This window comes from Sphingomonas sp. SP1 (assembly GCF_058313395.1).
In genome coordinates this window covers 1,362,982-1,387,455 of record NZ_JBZFLC010000001.1, presented here as the reverse complement: position 1 = coordinate 1,387,455, position 24,474 = coordinate 1,362,982, and the positions used below count along the sequence as shown (strand labels likewise).

Annotated in this window: 33 protein-coding genes; 10 read left to right on the top strand and 23 right to left on the bottom strand. The window is 62.0% G+C overall.

The genetic code is table 11. From position 1 onward, the window contains the following. Nucleotides 1–18: 18 nt before the first annotated feature. The gene (locus AC4GYS_RS07015) at nt 19–669 is read left to right on the top strand and encodes a pseudouridine synthase (RefSeq protein WP_491108374.1); all 651 of its coding nucleotides are present in this window, start codon (nt 19–21) and stop codon (nt 667–669) included. Next, complete coding sequence (gene rsmD / locus AC4GYS_RS07010) at nt 666–1,205, top strand: 16S rRNA (guanine(966)-N(2))-methyltransferase RsmD (RefSeq protein WP_491108373.1); 540 nt, start codon at nt 666–668, stop codon at nt 1,203–1,205. Before AC4GYS_RS07015 ends, rsmD begins: the two co-directional genes overlap by 4 nt. Here rsmD and AC4GYS_RS07005 read toward each other — a convergent pair. After that, complete coding sequence (locus AC4GYS_RS07005) at nt 1,202–1,558, bottom strand: hypothetical protein (RefSeq protein ID WP_491108372.1); 357 nt, start codon at nt 1,556–1,558, stop codon at nt 1,202–1,204. The genes rsmD and AC4GYS_RS07005 overlap by 4 nt on opposite strands. 164 nt (nt 1,559–1,722) lie before the next feature. On the opposite strand from AC4GYS_RS07005, the gene AC4GYS_RS07000 reads away from it, so the two are divergent. Genes AC4GYS_RS07000 through nth form a run of 4 tightly spaced genes read left to right on the top strand, consistent with a single transcriptional unit; the run spans nt 1,723 to nt 4,295 of the window. Beyond that, nucleotides 1,723–2,118 carry an acyl-CoA thioesterase gene (locus AC4GYS_RS07000; protein WP_491108371.1) on the top strand — a complete coding sequence of 132 codons (396 nt, stop codon included), beginning with the start codon at nt 1,723–1,725 and terminating at the stop codon, nt 2,116–2,118. A 9-nt stretch (nt 2,119–2,127) separates the two neighbouring features. Further along, nucleotides 2,128–2,895 (top strand): DUF72 domain-containing protein, encoded by a 768-nt coding sequence (locus AC4GYS_RS06995; RefSeq protein ID WP_491108370.1) that lies wholly within the window; start codon nt 2,128–2,130, stop codon nt 2,893–2,895. Nucleotides 2,896–2,913: 18 nt separating this feature from the next. After that, the gene (dapB, locus tag AC4GYS_RS06990; protein WP_491108369.1) at nt 2,914–3,624 is read left to right on the top strand and encodes a 4-hydroxy-tetrahydrodipicolinate reductase; all 711 of its coding nucleotides are present in this window, start codon (nt 2,914–2,916) and stop codon (nt 3,622–3,624) included. Continuing rightward, nucleotides 3,621–4,295, top strand: coding sequence for an endonuclease III (nth, locus tag AC4GYS_RS06985; protein ID WP_491108368.1), 675 nt, complete (start codon nt 3,621–3,623; stop codon nt 4,293–4,295). The genes dapB and nth overlap by 4 nt, the downstream gene beginning before the upstream one ends. On the opposite strand, the gene alr is transcribed toward nth, so the two are convergent. The 20 genes from alr to AC4GYS_RS06885 form a co-directional block, all read right to left on the bottom strand. Further along, entirely contained in the window at nt 4,263–5,285 is a 1,023-nt protein-coding gene (gene alr, locus AC4GYS_RS06980) for an alanine racemase (RefSeq protein WP_491108367.1), read from the bottom strand. The genes nth and alr overlap by 33 nt on opposite strands. A gap of 104 nt (nt 5,286–5,389) precedes the next feature. Then, nucleotides 5,390–6,223 carry an outer membrane protein gene (locus tag AC4GYS_RS06975; protein ID WP_491108366.1) on the bottom strand — a complete coding sequence of 278 codons (834 nt, stop codon included), beginning with the start codon at nt 6,221–6,223 and terminating at the stop codon, nt 5,390–5,392. Between the two features lie 204 nt (nt 6,224–6,427). Beyond that, nucleotides 6,428–8,593: a phage tail protein gene (locus AC4GYS_RS06970; RefSeq protein ID WP_491108365.1), complete on the bottom strand. Its 2,166-nt coding sequence runs from the start codon at nt 8,591–8,593 to the stop codon at nt 6,428–6,430. A 2-nt stretch (nt 8,594–8,595) separates the two neighbouring features. Beyond that, nucleotides 8,596–8,997, bottom strand: a complete 402-nt coding sequence (locus AC4GYS_RS06965) for an NlpC/P60 family protein (RefSeq protein WP_491108364.1) — start codon at nt 8,995–8,997, stop codon at nt 8,596–8,598. Between the two features lies 1 nt (nt 8,998). Continuing rightward, complete coding sequence (locus AC4GYS_RS06960) at nt 8,999–9,808, bottom strand: DUF2163 domain-containing protein (protein ID WP_491108363.1); 810 nt, start codon at nt 9,806–9,808, stop codon at nt 8,999–9,001. Further along, entirely contained in the window at nt 9,805–12,108 is a 2,304-nt protein-coding gene (locus AC4GYS_RS06955) for a DUF2460 domain-containing protein (protein ID WP_491108362.1), read from the bottom strand. The genes AC4GYS_RS06960 and AC4GYS_RS06955 overlap by 4 nt, the downstream gene beginning before the upstream one ends. Continuing rightward, nucleotides 12,105–12,656 (bottom strand): tail tape measure protein, encoded by a 552-nt coding sequence (locus AC4GYS_RS06950; protein WP_491108361.1) that lies wholly within the window; start codon nt 12,654–12,656, stop codon nt 12,105–12,107. Before AC4GYS_RS06950 ends, AC4GYS_RS06955 begins: the two co-directional genes overlap by 4 nt. Then, nucleotides 12,646–12,852 (bottom strand): phage tail assembly chaperone, encoded by a 207-nt coding sequence (locus AC4GYS_RS06945; RefSeq protein ID WP_491108360.1) that lies wholly within the window; start codon nt 12,850–12,852, stop codon nt 12,646–12,648. Before AC4GYS_RS06945 ends, AC4GYS_RS06950 begins: the two co-directional genes overlap by 11 nt. A gap of 3 nt (nt 12,853–12,855) precedes the next feature. Continuing rightward, entirely contained in the window at nt 12,856–13,167 is a 312-nt protein-coding gene (locus tag AC4GYS_RS06940) for a gene transfer agent family protein (protein ID WP_491108359.1), read from the bottom strand. Next, nucleotides 13,164–13,571: a phage tail tube protein gene (locus AC4GYS_RS06935; RefSeq protein ID WP_491108358.1), complete on the bottom strand. Its 408-nt coding sequence runs from the start codon at nt 13,569–13,571 to the stop codon at nt 13,164–13,166. The genes AC4GYS_RS06940 and AC4GYS_RS06935 overlap by 4 nt, the downstream gene beginning before the upstream one ends. A gap of 1 nt (nt 13,572) precedes the next feature. Next, nucleotides 13,573–13,956: a tail completion protein gp17 gene (gp17, locus tag AC4GYS_RS06930; RefSeq protein WP_491108357.1), complete on the bottom strand. Its 384-nt coding sequence runs from the start codon at nt 13,954–13,956 to the stop codon at nt 13,573–13,575. After that, complete coding sequence (locus tag AC4GYS_RS06925; protein WP_491108356.1) at nt 13,953–14,147, bottom strand: hypothetical protein; 195 nt, start codon at nt 14,145–14,147, stop codon at nt 13,953–13,955. Before AC4GYS_RS06925 ends, gp17 begins: the two co-directional genes overlap by 4 nt. Continuing rightward, the gene (locus AC4GYS_RS06920) at nt 14,144–14,470 is read right to left on the bottom strand and encodes a head-tail adaptor protein (protein WP_491108355.1); all 327 of its coding nucleotides are present in this window, start codon (nt 14,468–14,470) and stop codon (nt 14,144–14,146) included. The genes AC4GYS_RS06925 and AC4GYS_RS06920 overlap by 4 nt, the downstream gene beginning before the upstream one ends. Next, nucleotides 14,467–14,994 (bottom strand): head-tail connector protein, encoded by a 528-nt coding sequence (locus AC4GYS_RS06915; RefSeq protein ID WP_491108354.1) that lies wholly within the window; start codon nt 14,992–14,994, stop codon nt 14,467–14,469. The genes AC4GYS_RS06920 and AC4GYS_RS06915 overlap by 4 nt, the downstream gene beginning before the upstream one ends. Further along, a complete protein-coding gene (locus tag AC4GYS_RS06910) occupies nt 14,994–15,275 on the bottom strand; it encodes a phage fiber-tail adaptor protein (protein ID WP_491108353.1) in 282 nt (93 codons plus the stop codon). The genes AC4GYS_RS06915 and AC4GYS_RS06910 overlap by 1 nt, the downstream gene beginning before the upstream one ends. 208 nt (nt 15,276–15,483) lie before the next feature. Beyond that, nucleotides 15,484–17,535 (bottom strand): hypothetical protein, encoded by a 2,052-nt coding sequence (locus tag AC4GYS_RS06905; RefSeq protein WP_491108352.1) that lies wholly within the window; start codon nt 17,533–17,535, stop codon nt 15,484–15,486. Nucleotides 17,536–17,614: 79 nt separating this feature from the next. Next, a complete protein-coding gene (locus AC4GYS_RS06900; RefSeq protein ID WP_491108351.1) occupies nt 17,615–18,736 on the bottom strand; it encodes a phage major capsid protein in 1,122 nt (373 codons plus the stop codon). Between the two features lie 103 nt (nt 18,737–18,839). Next, on the bottom strand, nt 18,840–19,256 hold the full coding sequence (locus AC4GYS_RS06895; protein WP_491108350.1) for an HK97 family phage prohead protease: 417 nt from the start codon (nt 19,254–19,256) through the stop codon (nt 18,840–18,842). Continuing rightward, nucleotides 19,249–19,575 (bottom strand): DUF6127 family protein, encoded by a 327-nt coding sequence (locus AC4GYS_RS06890; protein ID WP_491108349.1) that lies wholly within the window; start codon nt 19,573–19,575, stop codon nt 19,249–19,251. Before AC4GYS_RS06890 ends, AC4GYS_RS06895 begins: the two co-directional genes overlap by 8 nt. Next, nucleotides 19,575–20,699 carry a phage portal protein gene (locus AC4GYS_RS06885; RefSeq protein WP_491108348.1) on the bottom strand — a complete coding sequence of 375 codons (1,125 nt, stop codon included), beginning with the start codon at nt 20,697–20,699 and terminating at the stop codon, nt 19,575–19,577. Before AC4GYS_RS06885 ends, AC4GYS_RS06890 begins: the two co-directional genes overlap by 1 nt. A gap of 393 nt (nt 20,700–21,092) precedes the next feature. Between AC4GYS_RS06885 and rpsF the strand changes: the two genes are divergently transcribed. The 4 genes from rpsF to AC4GYS_RS06865 all read left to right on the top strand — a co-directional run bounded on the left by rpsF (nt 21,093) and on the right by AC4GYS_RS06865 (nt 23,264). Further along, nucleotides 21,093–21,530, top strand: a complete 438-nt coding sequence (gene rpsF, locus AC4GYS_RS06880; protein WP_491108347.1) for a 30S ribosomal protein S6 — start codon at nt 21,093–21,095, stop codon at nt 21,528–21,530. Between the two features lie 3 nt (nt 21,531–21,533). Beyond that, entirely contained in the window at nt 21,534–21,758 is a 225-nt protein-coding gene (gene rpsR, locus AC4GYS_RS06875; protein WP_491108346.1) for a 30S ribosomal protein S18, read from the top strand. Between the two features lie 11 nt (nt 21,759–21,769). After that, complete coding sequence (gene rplI, locus AC4GYS_RS06870; protein ID WP_491108345.1) at nt 21,770–22,381, top strand: 50S ribosomal protein L9; 612 nt, start codon at nt 21,770–21,772, stop codon at nt 22,379–22,381. Nucleotides 22,382–22,541: 160 nt separating this feature from the next. Beyond that, nucleotides 22,542–23,264: a hypothetical protein gene (locus AC4GYS_RS06865; RefSeq protein ID WP_491108344.1), complete on the top strand. Its 723-nt coding sequence runs from the start codon at nt 22,542–22,544 to the stop codon at nt 23,262–23,264. Between the two features lie 55 nt (nt 23,265–23,319). Here AC4GYS_RS06865 and AC4GYS_RS06860 read toward each other — a convergent pair whose 3' ends face one another. Both AC4GYS_RS06860 and AC4GYS_RS06855 read right to left on the bottom strand, forming a co-directional pair. After that, on the bottom strand, nt 23,320–23,988 hold the full coding sequence (locus AC4GYS_RS06860) for a glutathione S-transferase family protein (protein ID WP_491108343.1): 669 nt from the start codon (nt 23,986–23,988) through the stop codon (nt 23,320–23,322). A 22-nt stretch (nt 23,989–24,010) separates the two neighbouring features. After that, entirely contained in the window at nt 24,011–24,466 is a 456-nt protein-coding gene (locus tag AC4GYS_RS06855) for a DUF6456 domain-containing protein (protein WP_491109372.1), read from the bottom strand. Nucleotides 24,467–24,474 lie beyond the last annotated feature (8 nt).

Genomic DNA, 24,474 nt, shown 5'->3' with positions numbered 1-24,474 from the left:
AGGCGGGATATCGAGCGTATGATCGCAGACGGTCGAATCGCTCTGGACGGCAAGACGCTCGACACACCGGCGACTCTGCTGACCACGCTGGCGGGTGTCACGGTCGACGGAAAGGCGGTACGGGCGCCTGCTGCCGCACGACTTTGGCGCTTCTACAAGCCGCCTTCCTGCCTTACCGCCGCCAATGATCCCAAGGGGCGCCCGACCATCTATGATCGCTTGCCGGAAGGCTTGCCGCGGGTAATTCCGGTCGGGCGCCTCGACTTCATGACGGAGGGCCTGTTGCTGCTCACCAATGACGGCGAGTTGAAGCGGCAGCTGGAGCTTCCAAGCACGGGCGTGGTCCGGCGCTACCGGGCACGGGCTTTCGGCGAGGTGACCCAGGACCAGCTCGAGTCTTTGAGCGAAGGCGTCGAAATCGAGGGCGTTCGCTACGGTTCCATCGATGCCAATCTGGAGCGGCGCACCGGTCGCAATTGCTGGATTGAATTGTCCCTCACGGAAGGGAAGAACCGGGAGGTCCGGCGTGTGCTGGCCTACCTAGGACTACAAGTCTCTCGCCTGATCAGAACCGAATACGGCCCCTTTAACATCTACGACCTCGACCCGGGGCAAATCGGCGAGGTGCCGCGCGAAGATCTCTTCCGCTTCGGCCAGACTTTGAAATGAGAATCATTGCTGGACGCTGGCGGGGGCGGAAACTCATTGCGCCGGCGGGACAGGCAACACGGCCGACCGCCGACCGGACTCGAGAGACCCTTTTCAATATGCTTTCCAGTCGCGTCGGCAGTTTCGACGGACTTGCAGTTGCGGATCTGTTCGCCGGCAGCGGCGCGCTTGGGCTGGAGGCCGTATCTCGCGGTGCGGCCACCATTCTGTTCGTCGAGAACGACATGGCCGCTCGCCGCACAATCGAGGCAAATACCAAATCCTTGGAATGCGACGTTTGCACCATCGCCGCCCATTCCGCGCTGCATCTCCCGCCGGGCCGCAGTTTCGACCTTATCCTGGCCGACCCCCCTTACGCCCCGAACAGTGGCTCCAAGGTTCGGACTGCGGTTGAGGAAGCAGGCTGGCTTACCCTGGGAGGCTGGCTCGCGATCGAAACGTCGCGCGGGGACACAGTCGATCCGGGGAATCTGATCTTAGAAGCGGAGCGGGACAGCGGGGCTGCTCGTCTGACGCTTCTACGCCGGCCAGCCTAACTTTTCGCGGTCTTGTTCCCGCTGCTGCTCATTTCCTTAAGCAGCCGCGCTCCGATTGCTGCCGCTGCTGCCTTGCCGGCAGTCTTCACGGCCGCGGTCGACTTGACCTTGGCGGGATCGTTCGCTCCGCTTTCGGCGATCGCGGCGACCGCAGCCAGAGCGCCGACGGCCAGCAAATCGCCAACCAAAGGATGATCAAGCACCTTCGCGAGAGATTCCAGACCACCGTGATCCTTCTTGAACTTCTTGTCGGATTTCTTTGCTTTTTGCGTTTTAACGCTGGGGCCGCTGGCGATGACCTCTAGCCTCGGGGCCGCATCTTTTGATTTTTTGGCCTTTTTGTCCTTTGCCACGACCGTCGACCTCCCTGTTCCGTGCCCTGCCATAATGGGTGGCGTGGTTCGTCCGCGCAAGGCAGCAGATAGATCGTCGCCCAGCTAACCGGAGGCAACCATCCGTTAACCTGATTGTTGACACTATTGTCAGCAGTAGACAGGCTACCGATATGAGAGCCGCAATGTATCGTTACGCCGTGGGTATCCAGCCAGCCGACATCGACCATATGGGTCACGTCAATAATAGCGTGTATCTGAAGTGGGTTCAGGACGCGGTAGTCCAATATTGGGAAAAGGTCGCGCCTGCTGAGGCGGTGACCAAGCACCTATGGGTCGCCCTGAAGCACGAGATCAATTACCGCCGTCCAACCTTTTTGGAAGATGCGGTAGTCGCAGATGTGATCGCCGAGCGCGTCCAGGGAGCCAAGGCACTCTTCACAACGGTCATTAAGCGGGGCGAGGAGGTGCTGGCCGAGGTTAAGAGCACCTGGTGCTGCCTTGATGCCAATTCCCTGCGTCCGGCCCGACTGGCGAAGGATATCACGAGCCGATTCCTGCCAACGTCAAATCAGGACTGACGCACCTTCATGTCGTCCGCCAACGGTCTCATCCGTATCGGTATCGGCGGTTGGACCTATCCTCCTTGGCGTGGCCTTTTTTACCCGCCGGATTTACCTCAGGCCCGCGAACTCGAATATGCCGCCCGCCAGCTAGGGGCGATTGAGATCAACGCGACCTTCTATGGACGGCAGAATCCGAAGAGCTGGGAAAAGTGGGCGGCAGCGGTGCCGGAAACATTTCAATTTGCTGTCAAGGGCAGCCGTTTTTGCGTGACGCGACCTAGGCTTGCCGACGCCGCGGAGGGAGTGAAGCGCTTTCTAGACCAGGGGCTGGAACGACTGGAAGGCAAGCTTGGTCCGATTCTCTGGATGTTTGCCGCACGGCGGCAGTTCGATCGGGAGGACATCGCGCAGTTTCTAGGTTTACTGCCTAAACAGCTTGGCAGTACGAAGCTTCGTCATGCAATAGAACCGCGCCATAACAGTTTTCACGACGACGCCTTCTACACGTTATGCCGTGATCATGACGTTGCAATAGTCTTTGGCGATAGCGATGAGTTTCCAAGCATAGACTTAGACACCGCCTCATTTAGCTACGCCCGCCTCCAGCGAATGCGAGAAGATGAAAAGACGGGCTACGGCGATGCTGAATTGGAAGGCATTGCGAAACGCGCGGCTTCCCGAAGCTCGCAAGGCAAGGACGCCTATATTTTCATGATCAACGGTGCGAAAGTCCGCGCCCCAGCCGCCGCTGCCGCCCTTCAACAGCGGCTTGGCATTGCGCCACCGCGGTAGCTCCTCCATCACATTGCCATGCGTACCGACGATCAGCCGATCCGCCTCTCTCTCATTGCTCCCAACGGCCGCATGGGACAGGCCATTACCAAAGCAGTTGCGGAGACCGCCGAATTCTTGATCGATCAGGATCACGCCGACGTTCTGGTCGACTTTTCCGCTCCGGAGGCGCTCGCTGCAACGCTCGAGCGCGCGCAGACAAGCGCAGTTCCGGTGCTGATTGGAACTACCGGTCTGGATGATCTTTCCGGCAAGCGACTTGAGGAAGCGGCACGAAATGTCGCTGTTCTTCGTGCTGCAAATACCTCTCTCGGCGTCGCCCTGTTGTCAGACCTGGTGGAACGGGCCGCCCGCGTCCTTGGGCTGGAATGGGACATCGAAGTCCTGGAGATGCACCATCGCCACAAGGCGGACGCGCCTTCCGGAACCGCTTTTGCGTTGGGCGAGTCTGCGGCCCGCGGGAGAGGCCAGGCGCTAGTTGCGGAAGTGGGGCGGAGCGGTACGGACTTGGTCCGAGAGGAAGGTGCAATCGGCTTCGCGGCCCTGCGTGGTGGCACGGTCGCTGGCGACCATGACGTAATTTTTGCAGGCCCCAAAGAGCGCCTGATCCTCTCGCATCGCGCTGAAAGCAGGGTCATTTTTGCACGTGGCGCGCTTGCCGCCGCTCGCTTCCTTCACGGCCGAAAACCTGGCTTATACACAATGCATGACGTTATCGAGGCCATGTGAAGCGGACGCAAGTCTTCGAGTTCTACCGCCGCCTGGCAGAGCTTAACCCGCATCCAGAAGGGGAGCTCGAATGGCTTAACCCGTACACCTTGTTGGTGGCCGTTGCGCTATCTGCTCAGGCGACGGACGTCAGCGTCAATCTCGCTACGAGGAAGCTTTTCGAGGTCGCCGACACACCGGAGAAGATGCTCGCGCTTGGTGAGGATGGCGTGCGCAAGCACATCAAAACGATCGGCCTGTTCAATACGAAAGCGCGTAACGTCATTGCTGCAGCCAGGCAGCTGGTCGACCGCTTCGGTGGGCAGGTTCCGAAAGATCGCGACCTGCTGCAATCTCTTCCAGGAGTGGGCCGCAAAACCGCTAATGTCGTGTTGAATATCGCTTTCGGGGAGCACACGATCGCGGTCGATACCCATGTGTTCCGCGTATCCAACCGCACCGGTCTCGCTCCTGGCAAGACGACGCTGGAGGTGGAGGAGAAACTCGAGAAAGTGACGCCGGAAATCTTCCGCTTGCATGCCCATCATTGGCTGATTCTGCACGGCCGCTATATCTGCAAAGCTCGCAAGCCCGAATGTTGGCGCTGCCCCGTCGTCGACCTATGTCGCTATAAGCCCAAGACGCCTGCTCCGCGCAGCTTAGTGCCAGCTACGCTCGAAGCGGCGACCTAAGCCGGTCAATAGCTCATATTGCGACTGGCCCGAGGCTGCCGCAGCCGTCTCGAGCTCGAAGTCGAGCATGACCCAGTCGCCCTCAGCAAGCTCCGGTGCCGCTCGGCAGTCGAGAATGACAAGGTCCATGGAGACCCGTCCAAGCACGGCGAGTGTAGTGTCCCCGATCCGGCCTGAGCCGCTGGCTGAAAATCCGCGCCAGTAACCATCGGCATAACCGACATTGATGACGGCCGCCTCCATGTCCTCCTGTGCCGTGAAGGTCGCGTTATAGCCGCACGATTCGCCAGCTTTGACGACACGACGCTGAACCACCTGAGCTTCAATGAAGGCCACTTGCCGAATATTTTCCTTCGCCTCGGTACGCGGAATGCCACCGTAAAGAGCTAGGCCCGGTCGTACCAAGTCGAACGAATATTCGGCCCCCAGCATGATACCGGCGCTATTGGCGAGGCTGTATCGGCCAGCGGAAATGCTCGCCCGCGCCGCCAGAAAGCGCTGGAGTTGTAACGCATTGAGATCATGATCCTCATCCGCACAGGCAAGGTGGCTGTGCAGGGTGTGGATCGTTAAGCCTTCGAGGACCCCCGCTTCCTCCGGTCGCAGTCCCAGCCGATTCATCCCGGTGTCGATCATCACGTCACAGCTTCGCTCTGGCCACATCTGCCGCCAGCGCGCGACTTGCAGTGGCGTGCTGAGGACAGGTCTCGCGCCGATCTCTCCGGCGATCGCCACATCGTCGGGTCCGAATCCATGAAGCACGGCGAGGTCGGCGGCGAAGGGGGCCAGCTCGGCCGCCTCCCACCAACTCGAAACGAAGAAGTCACGGCAGCCGGCCGAGATCAGCTGGTCAGCAACAGCCCGGGCGCCAAGCCCATAACCATCCGCTTTGATCGCTGCCCCGGCGGGAACCCCCGCCTTGCTTGAAAGCCATTTCCAATTGGCCGTCAGGGCAGCCTTGCTGCAGGTTAATCGAAGGGGCCGGTGCATGCCCAGGCCCTATCGAGCGCCGCTTGCCGCGTCGAGGTCGTAGATCCCTCCCCTTCCCTGCCCAACCAAAAAAGGGCCGGCATGAAGCCGACCCTTCTCTAGTGTCACCCGCGTTCGGGAGCAGGTGGCGGCGGCGGCGGCGGCGGAGGAGGTGCCGGGCACGCGTCAGTCGCCAATATCACCGAACCATCCGGACACGTCTGGGTCGCCGGTGGCGGAGGAGGCGGAGGTGGCGGGGGCGGAGGTGGTGGTGGAGGCGGAGGCGGCGCCCCGAGGTTGAAGATCAGCGACGCCAGCAACGAATGAGACCGGAACTTCCCGTCCAATTCCAGCGGAAGTCCCTGAACATCCTCGTCTTCGAAGTCGAACTTGGTATTGAAGAAGCGATACTTCAGCCCAAGATCGATATTATCGCTGACCGGAAGTCGCACTCCGGCGAGTGCTTGCCAGGCAAAACTGCGATCCTTACCGCTGAAACCGCCAACGAACGGGTCGAGATCAGCCTTCATCTTGAGCCGAGCAAGACCGGCACCGACGCCGACAAAGCCGTTCAGCCCATCGTCGCTTCCGAAATCCAGCAAGCCATTGACCATTCCCGACCAGACCCGCGTCCTGGCATCGAACTCCGCGTCCGCCGGGGCACCGACGAGCAGGTTAGCCGCGCGGGCATCGCCCTTCGCGCGCTTGTAACCAAGCTCACCCTCAAGCCGGAAGGCACCAAAATCATAGCCCCCGATCAGATCCAGGTCGACGCCTAGCTTGTGATCGATCGTAATCGCATCGTCCGTATCGACGTCACCGATCGAATAATCGATATCGGTGTCCTGTGCGCGCAGCAGGCCCCCTTCTATGCCGACGTATGGACTGCCGTCCCGAGCGAGCGCAGGCCCGGCCCCGATGCTTGACGCCAGAGCAGCTGCTAAAACAAGCTTACGCATGCGATCCCCTTTCTTGGTAGGACTCGATCGCACCATAATGGTGAGACTGGGTCGGGGGAAGGGCGTAAGCCTTTGCCTTCGCTCGTCTTGCCGCAAGCGCGTTCACGAAGTCGCTCTCTTGATCGGGTCGACCTGACCGGTGAAGCTGTTTTGCCTCTGCAACTCCCCGAAGCTCGATCATCACTAACCGCAGAAAAGCGTCATCTACGCTATCCAGTCGACCAGGACCGAAGCGGCCCGGGAAGGCAGGAAGCCGCCAACGTCAGCAACTTCAACCTTAATTTGTTCGCCTTCAAACGGCTGCAACGAACTCCTTGAGATAACGGCACCTTCGCCCGTAACATCAAGGGAGATCGAGCTTACAAGTCCACTGATAAGCACGCTGTAAATCCGGTCTTGCGCGGACCCCATATCTTGACCAACTGTTGCTTGATTGAGGTCTAGAAAAGCGCGCCCGCGCCAGCTTAGCATGAGATCACGGCTTTCGGTGACTCGAGCCTGAAGGTCCACCGGGCTGGGCCTTCGCATGCTTTCCCCCGTGACCAAGATCCGTGCAGTGCTCTTCCCGTCGTCATCGCGCAGCCCATGCGCAGTACCGGTCACCTCCAGCCCAATGCATTGTCGGGTCAACTCGACAGGAACGAGGGCGTTTTCCTCGATAAGACAGAAAAACTCTCCAGCCTGATGCAGGCTCATCGCCCATTCGGTTGCTCGCACGCCGCGCCTGAGTTCGGTCAACCGGAACCGCCCGGCGCCTAGTGGCTCCGCATTTCCAAACTGCAGCATTTCTTGCCCCAACAACGCGAGGTTTGCCCCTGCGGCCAACCCACCAGCGTCAGCGTTTGAAAGCCAATCGCTCGCATGATGAAGCTGAACGATCACCGCGCTGGCGTCGCCCGCCACCCCGCCAGACGCCGCTTCGAGGACGGTCTCGGATCGGCCAAAGACCGTACGCTTCCGCGGAGTCGAGGTCGCTACGATCACACCACCGGTCGCCACGCTGACAGGAACCGGCCGCCACGGGGACGCGCCACCTGCCGCCGCAACATAAATGATGGGCTGAGGGGAAACCTCATCGCGAGGTGGTAACTCAATCAATCGAAGTTCGGTCCGTGAGGCAACGACGTCTGGTTCCTGCACGGGACGGCCACCATCGGAGGGCCGTGCGGCTGTCGGAGCAGTGCGGAATTGAACGCAATCCACGATCACCACAAAATCGTGGAGGCCTACCTTTTCAACGAGCCAGTGCTTAGCCTGCCCGTCGAGACTCAGAAGGTCCCCGGGTACTAGATCCGAGAACGCTAAGGGAAGTCGGACCCTAACCTTTGCTCGCTGATGCCACACCTCAACGAGTGCTTTGGCGGCCCAATCCTTTGCTTCGTTGGAACCTACTGCGGCCGGAAGCTCGGCTCGTTCTACTACCCGCCCTTCGCTTCCGGCATGCACGTGCTGCTCGCCCCGTTGGTAGTTCAGCGCCGGGTCGTAATAGGCGAGCGACAGCGTGGCGGGCAGTTCCGAAAGGGGAACCCGACTATGTTCAATCGGCGGGGTGGCCGCGGAACCACACCCCATCCATTGGCTTCGGACACCGGTCACTCGCTCACCGGTTATCTCATGAATCCGTCCGTCAAGGTCCGCCGCCTTGAACTGGGTGATCGAAAGAAGCGGTTCAATTGCTTCGCCGATCGACCCACCGTAAGCGGCATAACCGACCAACGCTCGATCGTCTTTCGCCTTGATGATGGATGCGCTCGCATCGTCGAGGATGTCCTTGATCGCAACAGGCCCCGGATCGGACTCCAATTCAAAGGTAATAGCCGGAATGCGGTTGCCGAAGCTGGCCAGCTGCATCTGTTCGAACACAGCCACAACCAACCCACGGAAAGCCGGCGTGCGCCCGATACCTTCGATCGACGAGATCAACGGGTCGATCGGCTGGTCCTCCGAACCGTCGTAGAAGCGAAACTTCGTCGGGACCTTGAAGTCGCCCTTCACTCCCCGCAGCAGCCTCCCGTCAGCCCAAATTCGACGCACGCGCTGAGCTGGGCGGGACGAAAGCGCTACCGCGAAGCTGGCAGAATAGCTGTAGGTCTGTGTGCCGGGACCGCCCTTCCCCGTTGGAACCAGTTCCCCGCTTTCGATAAGGTCCGTGGACCAGATCACTGTTCCTGCTACCCGCATCGTCCCGTAGACCCGCGGGATCAGGCTTCCATACTGGGACGTCTGCACCGACAGATCGCCGAGGCGCGGACCCTGCCGCACCTGACCGAACAGCGATCGATCGATGGACTGTCCGGCTACACTTCCCAGGACCGCGCCCCAGGGTCCGGCAAGGGCCGCCCCCGCCGCTCCAAGAACCAGAGTTGCCAATTCTACCTCCCTTGCCGCTTGCGTCGGCGGTACACGCGCCGCACAGGCCAATCGCGAGTGGTTGGAGTTTCGACGACCCGGCCGATGGCCCCGTCGGCGTGAACGAAGCTTTCTCCGCACCAAATTGCCAGGTGCAGGCAACCATCCATAGGCTCCATCACGATTACGTCGCCCGCTCGAGCGTTTGCCTTTGAGACCCTTCGAAATATCGGCGCAGCACATCCATCCAGTTCGGGAAGGTGCTTTCCAAGCAGCCGATAATTAGATCGGCCAAAATCGCCCGGAAGCTGGTGCGCCGCAAGCACCAGGCCAATGCAGTCCAGGCCAAGTTCGGTACTTCTGCCATGGACGCGAAAAGGCGTTCCGATCGCCGATCGGGCACGCTCTACCACATCGCTATGCATATCAGTTGCCCGGGTAGCGGGTAAGCAGGTCGTTCCCGGGGAGATAAGGCTCCGCTCGAAAATTTTCGGCGTTTCGAAAGCGCTCGATGCAGGTTGCAAGCCGCCTGTCGCAACCTTCGGTCACGAGCAAGACGTCACCTGGCCGGATGGTGTCGTGCGGCATATTCTGCAGGCTGATTTTTTGTCCTTCCGCATGGAGAACCCTCGTCTTCAGACCCGTGTTATTCCCCCGAATCCACCGCGCGAGGCCTTGATCGAAACGCTGGTCGACCACGTCCTTGACGACCAAGCCGTCGCCCTCTGCTTCGATAACCGTCAGGCGAACTGATCGGCCGGCCAGATCAACGCGACATTTGCGGTCACCAAGTTCAGCGCGACACTCCGGCGAAGTATGGGGGCATACCGGTGCTTTAAGTTTTGCGCTGGCGCCAACTAGGTCGGCCCGGACGCTGAAACTCTCGACTGTTAACTCGCCCAATTCGCCCGTGATCAGCCGCACCGTTCCGCCAGCCGGATCCGTCCAGTCCACTTCGTCCAGAATTACTCGGGCACCATCCCATCGGCCACCAAGTAGATCCTCCTTTGACAAGGCCGCGCTTGACAGGGTGCCCTCAAGTTCCCCGGGCATCTCGCCGATGCCGCCTTTATTCACCGCTGCTGGCGATGGACCGGCGTCCGGATGATAAACAATGCCTTCACGGTTAAGTGGGCGATCTCCACTCGTCAGCGCGATTCCGGCACCATCTCTTCGCTCCATCTGCCAGCAGAAAGTCTTGCTGGTGACCGGTTGGTCCAATGGGTCGCCAGTCATGCCGCTTCCCTGATCTCAATCAGCGGAACGCTAGGCGCGTCACCCGCTCGGAAGGTGGCGCGACTGATTTCAAGCCGATCCTCGGCGAAACGCACGGGCACATCGAACAGAAATCCTGCGCGCACTTCCGAGCCTTGGGCGGGCGGGGCATCGAACTGAATGACTCCACCCGCTTCCAGGGTCCAGCCAGCCACATCTGTTCCATCGATGGTGACGGTGATCGTGCCATCGATTGGCCGCGTTATCCGCCTGACTTCTCCGGAGCCATAACGTTTCTGGAGCGGGAAGTTGCTACGCAGACCATCGCCTGTTCCGAGCAACTGATCCGTACCGGACGGCTCCCCAGTCATCTCGGCCGAGCTGAAATCATATGGATCGCGAAACCGGAAGCCGATTGCATTGCCTCGCCGCTCGCGAAAGAAGGCGAGCAGCGTTTCCATCTCTCGATCGCTTCGAACCCCCGGGCCGGCGTCGAACCGCAGCCGGGCCTGGCTCCAGTTCGCGTTGCGGAATTCAAAGCCACTGGCGCTGGTGACCACTGCTGTCGAAACGATGGGACAGACACTTGCCTCTGCCCCGATTTCAATTGGAAACAGAACGTCGTCGAATGCCGGTAAAGCCACTTCTTCGCCCCTGAATAAAGTTAGGCCATCCCGCACCACCTGTGGGAAAGCCCAGATGAAGATCTCTCCAACTCCTCGCTGCTGCGCCTCGGTCGCGGCCTTCACGACTTCTTGCCATTGCTGGCGGTCTTCGCTCGTAGCGACGAACCCGGATAAGTAGTGCTGCTGTTCAGGCTGATAGCCCAACCGCTCGCTAGCGAGTGCAATCGCCGCCTGTCGCTGCTTTGCCCGCCCTTCGGTCACCCATTCGTAATCCTCCAACTGCAGAATATCGAATGCAGGTCGTGACCAGCCCGCCGGTAGGTTCAGGTTCAACAGTCCAGGCGCATTCGGCCGGATGGAACCGGGCAGGTAAGTCAGCAGAAGCAGCTCTGCATTTGGCGCGGCCGACCGAACATGCGCCGCTATCCTCGCGGTCGCGTTCGCGAGCATGTCTCCTGCCCGTTTCAGCAGGTTGGCCACCTTAGGCGCCTGCTCGCCCCGGACATCATCGATCCGCACTATATCGGCCCCCCAGGCAGCTTTCGCTGTCTCATCGTAAATGCAGGGCGTCTGATCCCTCGCGATCCACCACCAAGGTTCACCGATCTGGATTTTCGGCTTCAACCCCGCTGCGGTTGCAAGCTCCGCAAGCTTGACCGCGACGCGACCGATGAATGCTATTCCCTCGCCACTTGCCGGCGATACCAAGGTGCTTGGCGGATCGTAGCCCGTTAGGGCGGGCGACCCATTCCAGTCCCGCTGCTTCCAGGAGTCAGGGCAGAACATGTCCAACAGCTCGAAGGACACGGACCAAATCACGTCGAAGCCAGCACCCGCCGCAGCGTTGGCAAAGGACTGGTGCCATGCCCAAGCCGCATCGTTGAAAGCCTCGCCTTCACTTACGAGGCCAGCGGGATTTAGCGCAAAGTAATGGCTCATCCCGATGTAGTGATTAATGACCCCGCGATATCCGAGGCGCTCGATGCTCTCGACCGCGCGTTCCGGGGGAATGTTGTACATGTCGTCGTATGCGGTGCAGATGCGCAGCCCGTGTTCCGGGACCCATGCGTCATTGCGCCCGAGAACGCTGCCTGAACCCTCCGCGCGGAGATTGCTGATAGTGACCGATCCGCCGGTCGGCGGCGACACAAACGCCTCGCTTCCGGCCTCATACCCCGGCGGCGCCAGGCTGATGAACATACGGTCGATGTCATGCGGGTTCACCCGCGATGCTTCGGACGGAAGATTGAAACCGCCATCCAGTTGATCGAAAGACAGGCTGATCTCGGCCGCCTCTGGCGTCCCGACCGCGTAATTCCATAAGCGAACGAACCATGTCTGCGAGGTTCCGTCGGGATCGCGACCCTCGATCGTCAGCGTCGGTCCGTTCAGCTCATTGAGCTTGATCAACCCGCTCGATTGCCACCGAAAGCTCAGTCGACAATTGCTGTAGTCGCGCTTTTCCTCACGGCGATGTGCCGGGTGGGCGAAGCGATCGACGCTTTCATAAATGAGCCCAACAAGATCGCCCTTACGAAGATGGCAGGTCCGCACGACGAAACTGTTCGGATCGGATCCACGAACGATGCTGGCCATCGAACCACGCGGGAAATCGACGGTCCAGTGCATCGGGTCGAAACGTTTGACGAAGCCCTGCTCGATGGGCGCATCGTCCCTTGTGAGCCAGTACTTCATTGTCCGCCCTTCAGCATGGCGGTTCGCACCGCCCGTGCGATCTGCCGTGAGGATTGGCGCAACGCCTGAGGCTCGGACATCTGGTGCCCTTGAACCGAGATGTTCACACGCACCTCCCGGCTTGCCGCCCGGGGAAGTTGTTCGACGCGGCCACCCCCACGCGGCACGAACACTTCCGGCCCACGTTCGCCCACCAGATACGGCCGACCGCCATCGACCGGGCCGCCGGTCGCGCGCCCGGGCAATCCGATCAGCGAGCTCAGTATTCCCGGCGCCGAAGTCGCCCCCAGTCCGCTGCCCATAGCCGAGCGAAGCGACGCCGCGGCGATCTCGGCCATTGCGCTCAGGGCAACCCGCTTGAGATCGTCAAAACCCAGCTTTCCCGAGATGATGGCCTTCGCCAATGCCCCTTCGATCATTCGGCCGGCACGGCCTGCCCCTTGGGCCAACGGGCCTTCCAGCTGGTTGCGCATCGTTGCGACGTCCCGGGCGAAGGCGCCGGTATCCGCACGGACGCTGACCACCAGCCGTTCGATTTCATTGTCCAATGCTTGTCACTCCGTCTGGAAAGCGAGCCCGCAAATGTTCCAGCAGGCGCCGATCGCAGCTTTCTCCTGGCTCCGCGGGTGCTTGAAGCGCTGACAGGAACTCAGAAGGCGTCGACGCCCAGAACTCTGCCGGTCGCCAGCCGAGATGCGTCGCCGCGACATGCCAACAGCGCAGGGCCGAGTGCGCGAAAGTCACGGCTCAGCTGCCCTGCAGGATTTGACCCAGGATTGCCCGAAGCGCTGGCGTCGCCGACGCGAGTCCGTTCGCCACGACCGCCTGGCCGATCTGCAGGTGACTGAGATCCGGCTCCGCCTCACGCGCGAGATGGTGAAACAGCGTCGTCATCTCACTCAGCTTCAGCTCCCCCGCCGAAGCGCGCTCCACCAGCGAGAACAATGGGCCCAAATCTTCTTCCGCTGCCACAAGGGCTTGAAAGGTCGGGCGAAGCACGACGGTGCGGCCCGCTACATCGATGCTTGCTTCACCGCGGGCCTTGTTTGCCCGGCTCACAGCGAAACTACCTGTCCCGAGCTTTCGAAGGCCAGCGTATAATTGCGCTCCCCGTTGAAATCGCCGGCATATTCCAGCCTCGTGACCAGAAACGTGCCGCGCATCCGTTCGCCGCTTTCAAAGCTGAGCTGGTAATCGTGCAATTCGCCATTCAGCGCGAATGATCGCAGCTGGATTTCCGCCTCACTCCCCGTGAAGATGCCGCTTGCAGCAACCGACACGGATCGGACTCCGGCTCCCGAAAGCAAGTCGCGCCAGCCGTCACTGCCTTTGTTGGTGATGTTTACCGCGTCTCCATTGATCGCAAGCTGCGTGGTTTTGAGGCCCGCGACGGTCCTGAAGGTGGATGGATCGCCGTCGTCGGCAACCTTCAACAAAAACGCACTACCCCTTTCGGCTGCCACTTTATTCTCCTTCCGATTTCAATAGCCGCGCGCGATAATCGAGCGCGGCGGCCCACGGCCCCGCGACGTCGCGGACGATCCGCTTGCGAGTGAATTTCAAGGAAACAAGCTTCCACCCGTCGACACGGGCGACCTGCGTCATCAACTTTTCAAGGCGGTCTGCGATACGCTGCAGGCGGGTCGGCTGGTCGTCCCACAAGGTCAGTGCGACGGCGACCTCCCGTCCTTCGCCGCTCTTGTGGCTCCAATCGGTTTCAAGTCCCGCATCGACGATCACATACGGAAAGGCCGCCCTCGCCGGCGGCCCATCGAACAGCCCGTTTACTTCTTCGATCTCTCGAAGCAGCTCGACTGCCGCGGTCTGCAGCGCCAGCCCCGCGCTCATTGGTGACCTCGCAGCTTCGCATTCAGCAGCCAACGCCGCAGAAGGTGGCTTCCGGTTATTACAACAGTGTCCCCGCTTTGCTCGATCAGCGCGTCGGGAAGCTCATTTTTTGCTGACCTCGCAGCTTCTTCCAAACGCTTTCGCACCTGCTCTTGCAGGATATTCTCGGCCCGTTGTTTAAGTTGGTTCACGCGCGCACCTCCTCGCATCTCAGCACAAGCCTGTCGGGCGTTCGCGGATCGTCGATGATCTGCCTGACTGTGAGGATCCGGTCCCGCCATTGCACACGTTGATCGATGGAAACGCCGGCAAGCGGGCGGAGGGCGATGCGGTATCGCGGCATCTGGCTTAGCGTCATGCCCTCGGTCTCGGTGCCGACCCCATCCGGTGCCACCGCGGCACTACATTCGGCGAACGCGATCCAATCGCCGACCAGTAAGCCGGCTGTGGTCCTCGCATGGTCCTGGCGCAGCAGCGTCACTCGCTCGCGCAGCGTTCCAGCAAATTCACTCATCGGCCGAAACTCAAGATCCGGTAGGGCCTCCACAAAGCGGTTACTGTCGCCGGTGGTTCGGCTGCTCCACTATCCCGGGACGCATAGAGGTGAGCGATCATGCGCAGAACGCCATGCCGGATCGGCTCCGGCACCCCGTTCCGATCTGCAGCCAGCCCCGCGGTCCCCCGCACCTCGATCCGGCTTGCCTGCGGATTGCGCACGCGCAACCAGGCCCGTCCGTTGGCGTCCAGGTCAACGTCGTAGGCGCTGGTGCCCAATTCCTCGGCTGCGTCGAACCCTCGCACTTTTAGAACCTGATCGATCGATCGGATCGGCATGGTCGAAAGCGGCTGGAAGGCCCCTGTGGGAGAAAGCTGCTCTTCGAATGGACGCTTCACCACCGCCTGATTGATGAAGCTTTCACAAAGCTCGCTGACGGTTCGGATCAGGCCGGCGAGGATCGCATCGTCATGCCCTTCGTCCAACCGAACGAATGCTTGCGCCTCGCCAAGACTGACGATCGGAGAAATCCGCCCGCCCATCAGCGTTGCTCCACGCGGATCGTGATCGACCTGCGGTCCTTTGCACCGGCTGCGGTCTCGACCAAATTGAACGCCTGATAGACCTTGCCGTTCTCGCCCCCGCCAAGGGTGACAGCGGTGGTACCCTCGCTCATCTGACTCGCCATGACGGTCAGTCCGCCCGGCTCCTCGGGTTCAATCGTCCAGTCGCTGGCGGCGAGAATGTCGCCGTCCAGATAATCGCTGCTCCAATCGATCGCGTAATCGATCTCGGCAGCCGGATCCTTCAGCAGGAGCGGCATCGGCTTTCCTTCTTGTTCTGATTTGTCGAACGATCCTGCTCAGCGAGGCTGAGGGCGATGTTCGCGGTCGGCAACGGCTTTTGCGGTTCGTTCGGAGGGCGTTCGCTTGATGGGCACACGCCCGGTTTCCGCTACACTGCCATCGGCGAGCGATTGGCTCCCGAGGCTCATCGCCCCGGCTCCGCAGGGAGCATCGCTGATTTACCGGTCATGCGATTAGCCCATGTCCGGTCGCTGCCCTCAATCGAGCGAGCAGGGCGTTCAGCTTCGCCTTCGTTTCGTTCGCAACGGATATGGCGCTGGTTAGGTCGGTGGCGTCGGCTGCCGCGACGTCCGCTACAGCTTCCCCGCGCGGACCGACCACCTTGGTGTCGCCGACCCGGATATTTCCGTAAGCCACGTTGATCCCCAGGGTGTCCACGATGAACACCTGCGGACCGTTCGAGATCTCGAAGATATGGGCAAGGTTTTGCGGCGCCATGTACAGGTTGTGGCCGTCAAGGCTTGCCACGATGTAGCCCTTGAAGCCCTGGTCGACTCCCCCGAGCACTTGCCGAAGCCGGAACTGCTGTGCCTGGATCTGCTTCTCGGCGTAAAGATTTTCGCCGCTCTGGATCGTCCCTTGGGCGACCACGTTGCCGTCGGTGGCCGACATCACCGCAGCGCGAATGTCGCCGCTCATGCTTCGGACGACACTATTGCCACGGCTATACACGGTCACCCGGCTATCGATGAAACTGAAGCCGCAATCAGTCTCGACATACGGGTTAAGAACGCCCGACGAGTTGTTCGGCCCTGCGACGCAGAACCCACCTCCCGGTCGGAGCGGCAGGCCGCTCCTCCACGCAGGCAGCCCTCCCGACCCGGTGAAGTCCACGTAAAGCCAACCCTGGTTGTCGGCCGTGGTACCGGATGGAGGATTGGTCGTGGCCCAGGTCACTTGATTGGGAACGACTTGGTAGAGCTTGCCGGCGTGCGTGACCATGCTGGCCGGACGATGGACGGTCCCCGGCCCGCGTCCGCACGTCGCAAGGTGCATATTGGTATAGGTGTTTCCCAGAAACGAGAGGTCGTGGATGCCGAACTGGCGGGCTCCGACAACCGACAGGTCCACGACATTGATCGCGTTGACGTCCCCGCCCTGGCAGTAGAAGCCGTTGCGAACGCTCTCGACCCACACATTGTCGATCTTCGAGCAGTTCGCGTTGCCCTTGAACGGCGCCGCCACGTCCGCCACCGCATGGATGCCGTCGCCTGCCCAATACTGGACCATGCAATCGCGGATCGTGAACTGGCTGCGGCAATGGATGCCGTGCGCCTCGCTCTCTGCAATGGTGCCGTCGTAGTTGCCGATGATCCACAGACCCTCGATGACAACGCCCGAAGCGCCTTCCAGGCCTGCTCCCGTTCCACTGGCGCCGACAGTGTTACCATTCTGGATGCGCAGGCCGGTGACCGTGCTTGTCCAGCGCAGCTTGGCACCAGCGCTCATTCGGGTACCGGTCGACCTGATGCGTAGGCCGGCTCGCAAATCGATCGTCGCGTCGAAGTCGTATGGCCGCGGGTCTGGAGGGAAGAACAGTTCGAACCCACCCTTGCCATAGCCGCCCGCAACGCCGAGTGCGCTCAAGGTTGCCAAGCAGGCGTTCAGCGCCGCAACGTTCTGCGCGGCAGTCTTGCCTGGCAGGACGCCGAACCACTGAACGTTGACCGGGCCATCGAACTGCCGGATCCAAGCACCGTCCGCAGCCGATCCGCCGACAGGTGGCACTAATATGCCTTGCGCTTCATCAGCCGCCGCCAACGCGCTGAAATCACCGGACTGGAACAGGAACGTTCCTTCCCGGCCATTCTCGCAAAGCAGCACAGGCACGTTGTTCCGAACCTCGGTCGCAGCCATGGCTGCACGGTCGGCAGCGTTGAAGACCGTCGGTGATGTCGCGCGACCGGCCTTGTCGAACCACTCGGCGGCAGCAACCAGCGCGATGGTCTTCGGACCAGCGCTGAAATTAACGAGCGGTCCGCTGATCGGCTCGCGGCTGATGGTGCCGTCGGCGTGCAGCGTTCCCCGGCCGACCTCGCGTTCTGCGGGACGGGCGCTGTTCTGAACGCAATAGTAGAACCGGTCACCGGCGCTCAGCGAGTCCGCGAAACTCGAATAGCCCGGTATGGCGGCACCCGGTACCAATGACCCAGTGCCCTGACTGATGCTGGTGGTCCGCACCAGGTCGACGAACCTGGGCGTGAATGGGACGGCCATGCCCTCTCCTGTGATAATTGTGATGCTGTGATCGCGGCAGCGCCGGCCGGGCGGAACGCTCCGCCCGGCCGGCCTCTGGTCAGGCGAACTTCAGAAGCTTGATCGCTTCGGAGTTGACCACTTGGCCACCCACGCGCTTGGTCGCGTAGAAATAGACGTACGGCTTGCGCGTGTAGGGATCGCGCAGGATGTTGGTCTCCGCCCGCTCGGTGATCACATAACCCGCTTTGAAGTTGCCGAAGGCGATCGACAGGCTATTGGCCGCGACGTCCGGCATGTCTTCGGCCTCGACAACCGGATAGCCGAGCAGCGTCGACGGCTGTCCCGCCGCCAGCCCCGGCTGCCACAGGAAAGCACCGTCCGCGGTCTTGAACTTCCGCACCGCTGCCGCCGTCGCCGAATTCATCACGAACACCGCGCCCTGCCGATAAGGCTGGCGCAGCGACTGGACGAGGTCGATCAGCTTGTCTTGCGGATTGCTCGCCGGGAAACCGCCCGCCACGCCCGTGCCGATCGTCTGCAGCGTACCCATCGGCCGGACGCCGTCCGCCGTGGCCGCATTGGGCGATGCCAAGAAGCCGAGCGGCTGGTTGACACCCGTGCCCTTGACGAAGGCGACACCTTCGGCCCGCGCGAATTCGCTCGCGATCTCGTTCGCCAGCCACTCCTCCACGTCGAACATCGCGTCGTCCAGCATGTGCTGGGAAGCGGCCGGATTGGCGTACAGCTCACCGCTTGCCGGAACCACTTCAGTGAATACCGGAGTGGCAGTCTCCGGCCGCGCCGCCTCGAGCCCGACCCAGCCCGATGGCGCACCGCCGGTGGTGATGAGCTTGCGGTAGTTGGAGCTGCCGACCTTCACCACATTTGCGATCGCTCGAATAGGCGAGATCGCGACTAGCGTGCGGTCGATCCGCTCGTCGATCTCCCGCGGAATCGCAAAGCCGCCCGCTCCCATGCTGGCGTTGTCCAGCGACTTAGCCTCCAGCCCGCTCTCGATCCCCCGACGCAGGAACTGGTCCACGAAGCCGCTCGTCTCCTGCGACTTGACGCCGTCCAGCATCGGCCGGCTACCAGCGATGACGCCCTCGGCGACACGCGCCTTGAGCAGATCGAGCTCTTCTTTCAGCGACAGCCCGCCGTCTTCCAGCTCGAGCATTTCGAACGACTGCTCCAGCGTATCCGCCTTCACTTCCACCATGCACTCTTCTCCACGCAAAAAAGCCCCGACCGCGGTTGCGGACGGGGCGGCTGCTTGCAGCCTGTTGGAAAGGGTCATGCCCTGACCCTTCGAACCTGTTGTGTCAGCTCTCCAGCGCGTGAATCCGCGCTGACGGCTGCATCGGATTGCTGACGACGCTGACCTCGATCAGATCCAGATCGATCAGTTCGCGCACGCCATCCTGACGCTTCGCCTCCCGGACCCGATATCCAAAGCTCAACCCGGCAAGACTGCCGGCCCGAAGCGCTCGTGCGACCTCCCCGGACCGGCCGGCCCCGCCGACCGTCCCAATTACCCGCAGGCCGCGTTGGTCCTCGCCGATCCGCTCGATCCTGCCGATCACGGCGCCGGGCTTGTGTTGCCATAGCAAGGGTATAGACCCCCGGCGTTTCAGGGTTTCGCGGAACGCGCCGGCCCTGACTACGTCGCCCCCATTATCCAACCGGTCGAACACTGCGGCATAGCCGGCGAAGCGGACAGCCCTTCCCCGCTCAGACACGGAACAGCTCGGTCAGCCCGAACCGCACCGCCAATCCGATTAATAGCGTGGCCATCAGGATCCGGATGACCCACGCCACGACCGCCTGCCACGCGCTGCGTTTGGCGTCGCGCCACGCGCTCAGCAGCTGACGCAGCTCATCCATGTCGCGCCGGGCCTGCTCGTCCGACAAACCGAGGCTCGACAACGCCCGGGCGGCGCCGACCTCGCTCGATTCCTCAACAATCGCCCGCAGCGTGACCAGGTCAGCAACCCGGCCATCCGCCTGCGCGACCAGCTGCGCCAGCAGCGTTTCGCGCGCTCCTCGATCCACGCTCATCATTCCCCCTCCCCTGATCCGTAGCCGACCAGTTCGCGCTTCTCCGCCCGCGACAGGAACCCCGCAGCCTCGACTTGCGACCACAGCCGCTCCCGCTCTTCGGACAATTCGCTGACCTTGTCGGTGTCCACCGCGACCCGGGACTTGCCGTACCAATCCGACAGGCCGGTCGAGAGGCCGTCCAGGATCTGCGTCGCCAGCGGCAGCACGGTTTGGCGGAACAGGGCCCGTCCAGCCTCTCGCAAGTTGGCGTAGCTCGTGTCGCCGGGCAGCCCCAGCAGGACCGGCGGCACTCCGAACGCCAGCGCGATGTCCCGCGCGGCCGCCTCCTTCAAGGCGATAAAATCCATGTCGGCGGGTGTCAGGCTGATGGCCTGCCACTTCAGCCCGCCCTCCAGCAGCAGCGGCCGCCCGGCATTCTCGCTGCCGGAAAAGATCCCGTCCAGTTCCGACCGCAGCCGAGCGAACTGCTCGGCGCTAAGATGCGCTCCGTCGCCCGGCTCATAGACCAGCGCGCCCGACGGCCGTGCCGCATTGTCGAGCAATGCCTTGTTCCAACGTGTCGCCTGATTGTGCAGCGCCGCCGGCGCTGCCGCCGCCTCCAGGCAGCCGAGTCCCAGCTGATCGCTTCCCGGGTGAAGCGCCTTTAAATGAATGATCTGCCGCCTTCCCAAGGCGTCGCGGGCCGCGATCCGCTCTGGCTGGCCGGGGCCTACCCGATACAGGTAGGCCGTCGGCCAGCCACGCGGGTCCGCCACCACCGACACCCGCTCCGGCCGCAGGGCATGAAGCTCCCCCACGCCGCGACCCTGCGCCACGCATTGCACGAACGCATTGCCGTGAAGCAGCAATTGGGCGGTGATGGCCTGGAGGAATGCGGGGTTCTCGATCAGTTCGACCACCCGCTGCTTTCCCTCCAGCGCGTAGATGGGCAACGCTGCGGTGGCCCCGGCCACCAACCGCACGGCGCGCTGCCCAACCGGGTTTTGGACGTAAACTTCGTTCAGCTTTGCCTGATAGCTGGTCGGGAAACCGCCGCGGTCACCGGCACCACCACGCGCCCACTCCGGCAGCAGTGGCAAGGGTGCCAGCGCTTCTACCGACTTGCGTCCGAACCAGCCCATCAACGCACTTCCTTCCGTGACCGAATGCCAACAAAAAAGCGGACCGTTTCCTCGTAAGGAAGCGATCCGCCCCAGGCCGAAGCCCGATTCGTCCAATGTTCACTTATGTGCCGGGATAGCGTGACGATGTCAAGCCTTTTGTGCCTATATGGTTCTTCAAAAAGTTCTAAGGCGTCTCATTTTGAACCATAAGGTAGCGGAGTCGGAATTGAAGATGACCGAAGGGTGAAAGCGCTGCCGAGGTCAGTCTTGCCCCTTGGGACTTTCTCGTGCATAGGCCCCCGCAACCGGGGTTCGGCTGTGGCCAGACCCCGGTTTGCTTTTGAGAACGACAGCCGGAGGGGCTTGCCACGGGGGCAAGTCAACGATCGGCCAACATGTGAGACAAGCAACATGCCTCTTTACGAGCATGTTTTCCTTGCGCGTCAGGACCTGGCCCAGGCCCAGGTCGATGCGCTCGCGGAAAACGCTACCAAGATCATTCAGGACAACGGCGGCTCGGTGGTCAAGACCGAGACTTGGGGCCTTCGCAGCCTCGCCTATCGCATGTCCAAGAACCGCAAGGCACATTATGTGATGCTGGACATCGACGCCCCGGCGCCGGCGCTTGCCGAACTGGAGCGCCAGACGGGCATCAACGAAGACGTCATCCGCTTCATGACCATCCGCGTCGACGAGCATGAGAAGGGCCCGTCCGCGATGATGCGCCGGTCCGAGCGTGATCGTGAGCGGGGTCCTCGTGGCGACCGTCCTGACCGCGGCGATCGACCCGATCGCGGCGACCGTCCCGACCGCGCCGAACGTGCGCCCCGTGAAGACATGGAGGCTTAACCCATGGCCCGTGCATTTTTCCGCCGCCGCAAGTCCTGCCCCTTTTCCGGCAAGGACGCGCCGAGCATCGATTACAAGGACGTCCGTCTCCTTCAGGGCTTCGTGTCCGAACGTGGCAAGATCGTTCCCAGCCGTATCACCGCGGTGTCCACCAAGAAGCAGCGTGAGCTGGCGAAGGCGATCAAGCGCGCCCGCCACATCGGCCTGCTTCCCTATGTCGTGAAGTAAGGAGCGCCCAGATGGACGTTATTCTGCTTGAGCGCGTCGAAAAGCTTGGTGGCATCGGCGATGTCGTGACCGTCAAGAACGGCTTCGCTCGCAACTATCTTCTTCCGCGCAAGAAGGCGCTTCGCGCTAACGAAGCGAACCGCAAGGTCTTCGAGGCCAATCGGGCCAAGATCGAATCCGACAACGCCGAGCGTCGCACGGCGGCCGAGGCTTCGTCCAAGGGCATCGACGGCAAGACCGTACAGTTGATCCGCCAGGCTTCGAACACGGGCCAGCTCTACGGCTCGGTGTCCGCTCGTGACATCATCGAGGCGCTGGAAGCGGACGGCGCCAAGGTGACGAAGAGCCAGGTGGTCCTGGATCGCCCGATCAAGACGATCGGCATGCACGAGATCAAGGTCTCGCTGCATCCGGAGGTTTCTGTGACGGTGAAGGTCAACGTGGCCCGCTCGCCCGAGGAGGCCGATCTCCAGGCCCAGGGCGTCGATGTCATGGCTCAGATGTTCGAGCGCGACAACGCCGGCTTCACCGAGGACTACGACCCCAACGCGGAGCCCGGTGCATCGGCCGAAGGCAGCGCCGATGCCGCTCCCGCAGAGGGCGAGGAAGCGACCGAAGCTTAAACCGCTACGGCATTTTGCAGGTAGAAGGGCCGTCGGATCACTCCGGCGGCCCTTTTCCGTTGGGCGCAACCGCCTCGGTCCATCGCAAATGGCGGGAACGGACACCGCCTAATTCTTGTTGTCATCTCATGAGCTTGGGGCAGCCGTGAGGAGGAACAAGATGAATCAGGATAACAACCAGACCGGTCAGCAAGGCTACGGCCGCGATCGGGATACCGATCGGCAGAACCAGGCCCCCCAGGGACAGCAGCAGAACCAACCCGAAGGACAGCAGTCCGGCCAGCAGCCGGAAGGCCAGCAGCAGTCGCCGGCATTCGGCCAGCAATCGCAGCAGCAACCACAAGCGTCCCAAAATGCTCAGCCGCTGGGTGGAAACGACAGCAGCAGTGGTTCCGGCACGACCATGAGCAGCGGCAGCAGCACCGGCGACACTGGTCAGGCGAGCTATGGCAATAGCGGGCAGTCCGATCAGATGACCCAGTCGCAAAACCGCCCGGACATGGGTCAGCAAAGCGACATGGGTCAGGGCAACGCCGGCAGCCAGTCCTCCTCAGCTTTTATCGGCGGTCAAAGCAGCGGTGACGACATGGGTCCCGGTGGCACGGGCTCCGCTGGCTTCTCACCCGACGGTCAGCCGCTTGGCAGCGCTGGCGGCGGCTATGGCGGATCCGATCAGACGTCGGGCGGGTCGCCCGTTCAAACGGGTGGTCAGTCCGGCACTGGCATGGCGCAGGGGTCCACCGGCCAGGACTTCGCCGATCAGGGCCAGGGCGCGATGAACGAGGATCTGATGGGCTCGGACGAAGATGACTCGGGTACAACCGATATTGAGACCGAGCGTAGCCAGGGACGCGAAAACGACATCGAGGGCAGCTCGCTCTAAGCCCGATCGATGCTGAACAGGCGCCGCGTCTCCCTCGTGGAGGCGCGGCGCTTCACTATTTGCCGACCTTCGCCAGGAAGGCTTGCTCGCGTGCCAGCAGCGGAGCGAAGCTCGGCCGCGACAGAATGCGCTCGGCGAACGCCGTAGTTCGTGGATAAGCGACCGGATCGATCGTCGCTCGGGCATAGGCCGCGTTGGCCAGCGGACTCGCGACCGCAATATCGGCGAGGGAGATGCAGTCGCCGACAAGGAAACCTTCGGCGGGAATGGTGCGCTCGAGATAATCTAGGATAAGAGGAAACTCTTCGCGCTCCGCCGTCGACGCAACCTGCTCATTGCCCTCGCGCTTGAGAAACACTGGCGCCACGACCCGATTGAAGAAGATCTTGGCGAGGCAGCCCATCAGGATGGTATCGGCAAATTCCTCGAACCATATTGTTGTCCCGCGTCGCTCGGGTTCGCTGGGGATCAGGACCGGTTCCGGAAACTTTGCTTCCAGATAATGTACGATCGCGCTTGAGTCCGATAGGCTGAAGTTTCCGTCGATAAGCGCCGGCATCTTGCCGAAAGGACTTGCGGCTCGAAAATCCGGATTCTGGTCACCGATCCCGACGGGGCGACTTTCCACGGCCACCTGCTTCTCCGCCGCGAACGCCAGTGTCTTGCGGACGAACGGTGAAAACGACGAACCGTACAGGATCAAGGCAGCCTCCCCCGCAAACATTCATGTGCGCCCGATGGGCCGCTCACTTCAGTCGGTAATAGTCCGCTACGCGATCGAGCGCGAGTGTTAGCACCAGCTTGCCGGCACGCGCCGGCCAGCCCAGCGCGGTCTCCGCGTCTCGCATCCCCTCGCCGGCGCACACCACACGCCACAGGATGTCCGACAGGCCCGGTCCCGCGGCGTCCACCGCGGCTTGGAAACGCTCTTTTGCCTTCATCTGCGCTTCCGCCGGGTGCCAGTCCGCACTTCCCCCGCGCCCGCGCGCGACCGGTGCCGCGTCCCAGCGCATCGTGACGCTCGGCGATAACTGCGCCCGCTCCCAATCGAATCGTAACTGTTCGCCGGCATCGAACTGACGCCGGCTGATATGGCCGCGGGACATGAGCCACCCAAGGGGAGACTCGGTCAGGTTCACGGTCACGCTGCGCGCTGGCCGACCGCGCGGACCATTGCCCCGACCCACTGGTCGCTCCTCCATCAATCGCC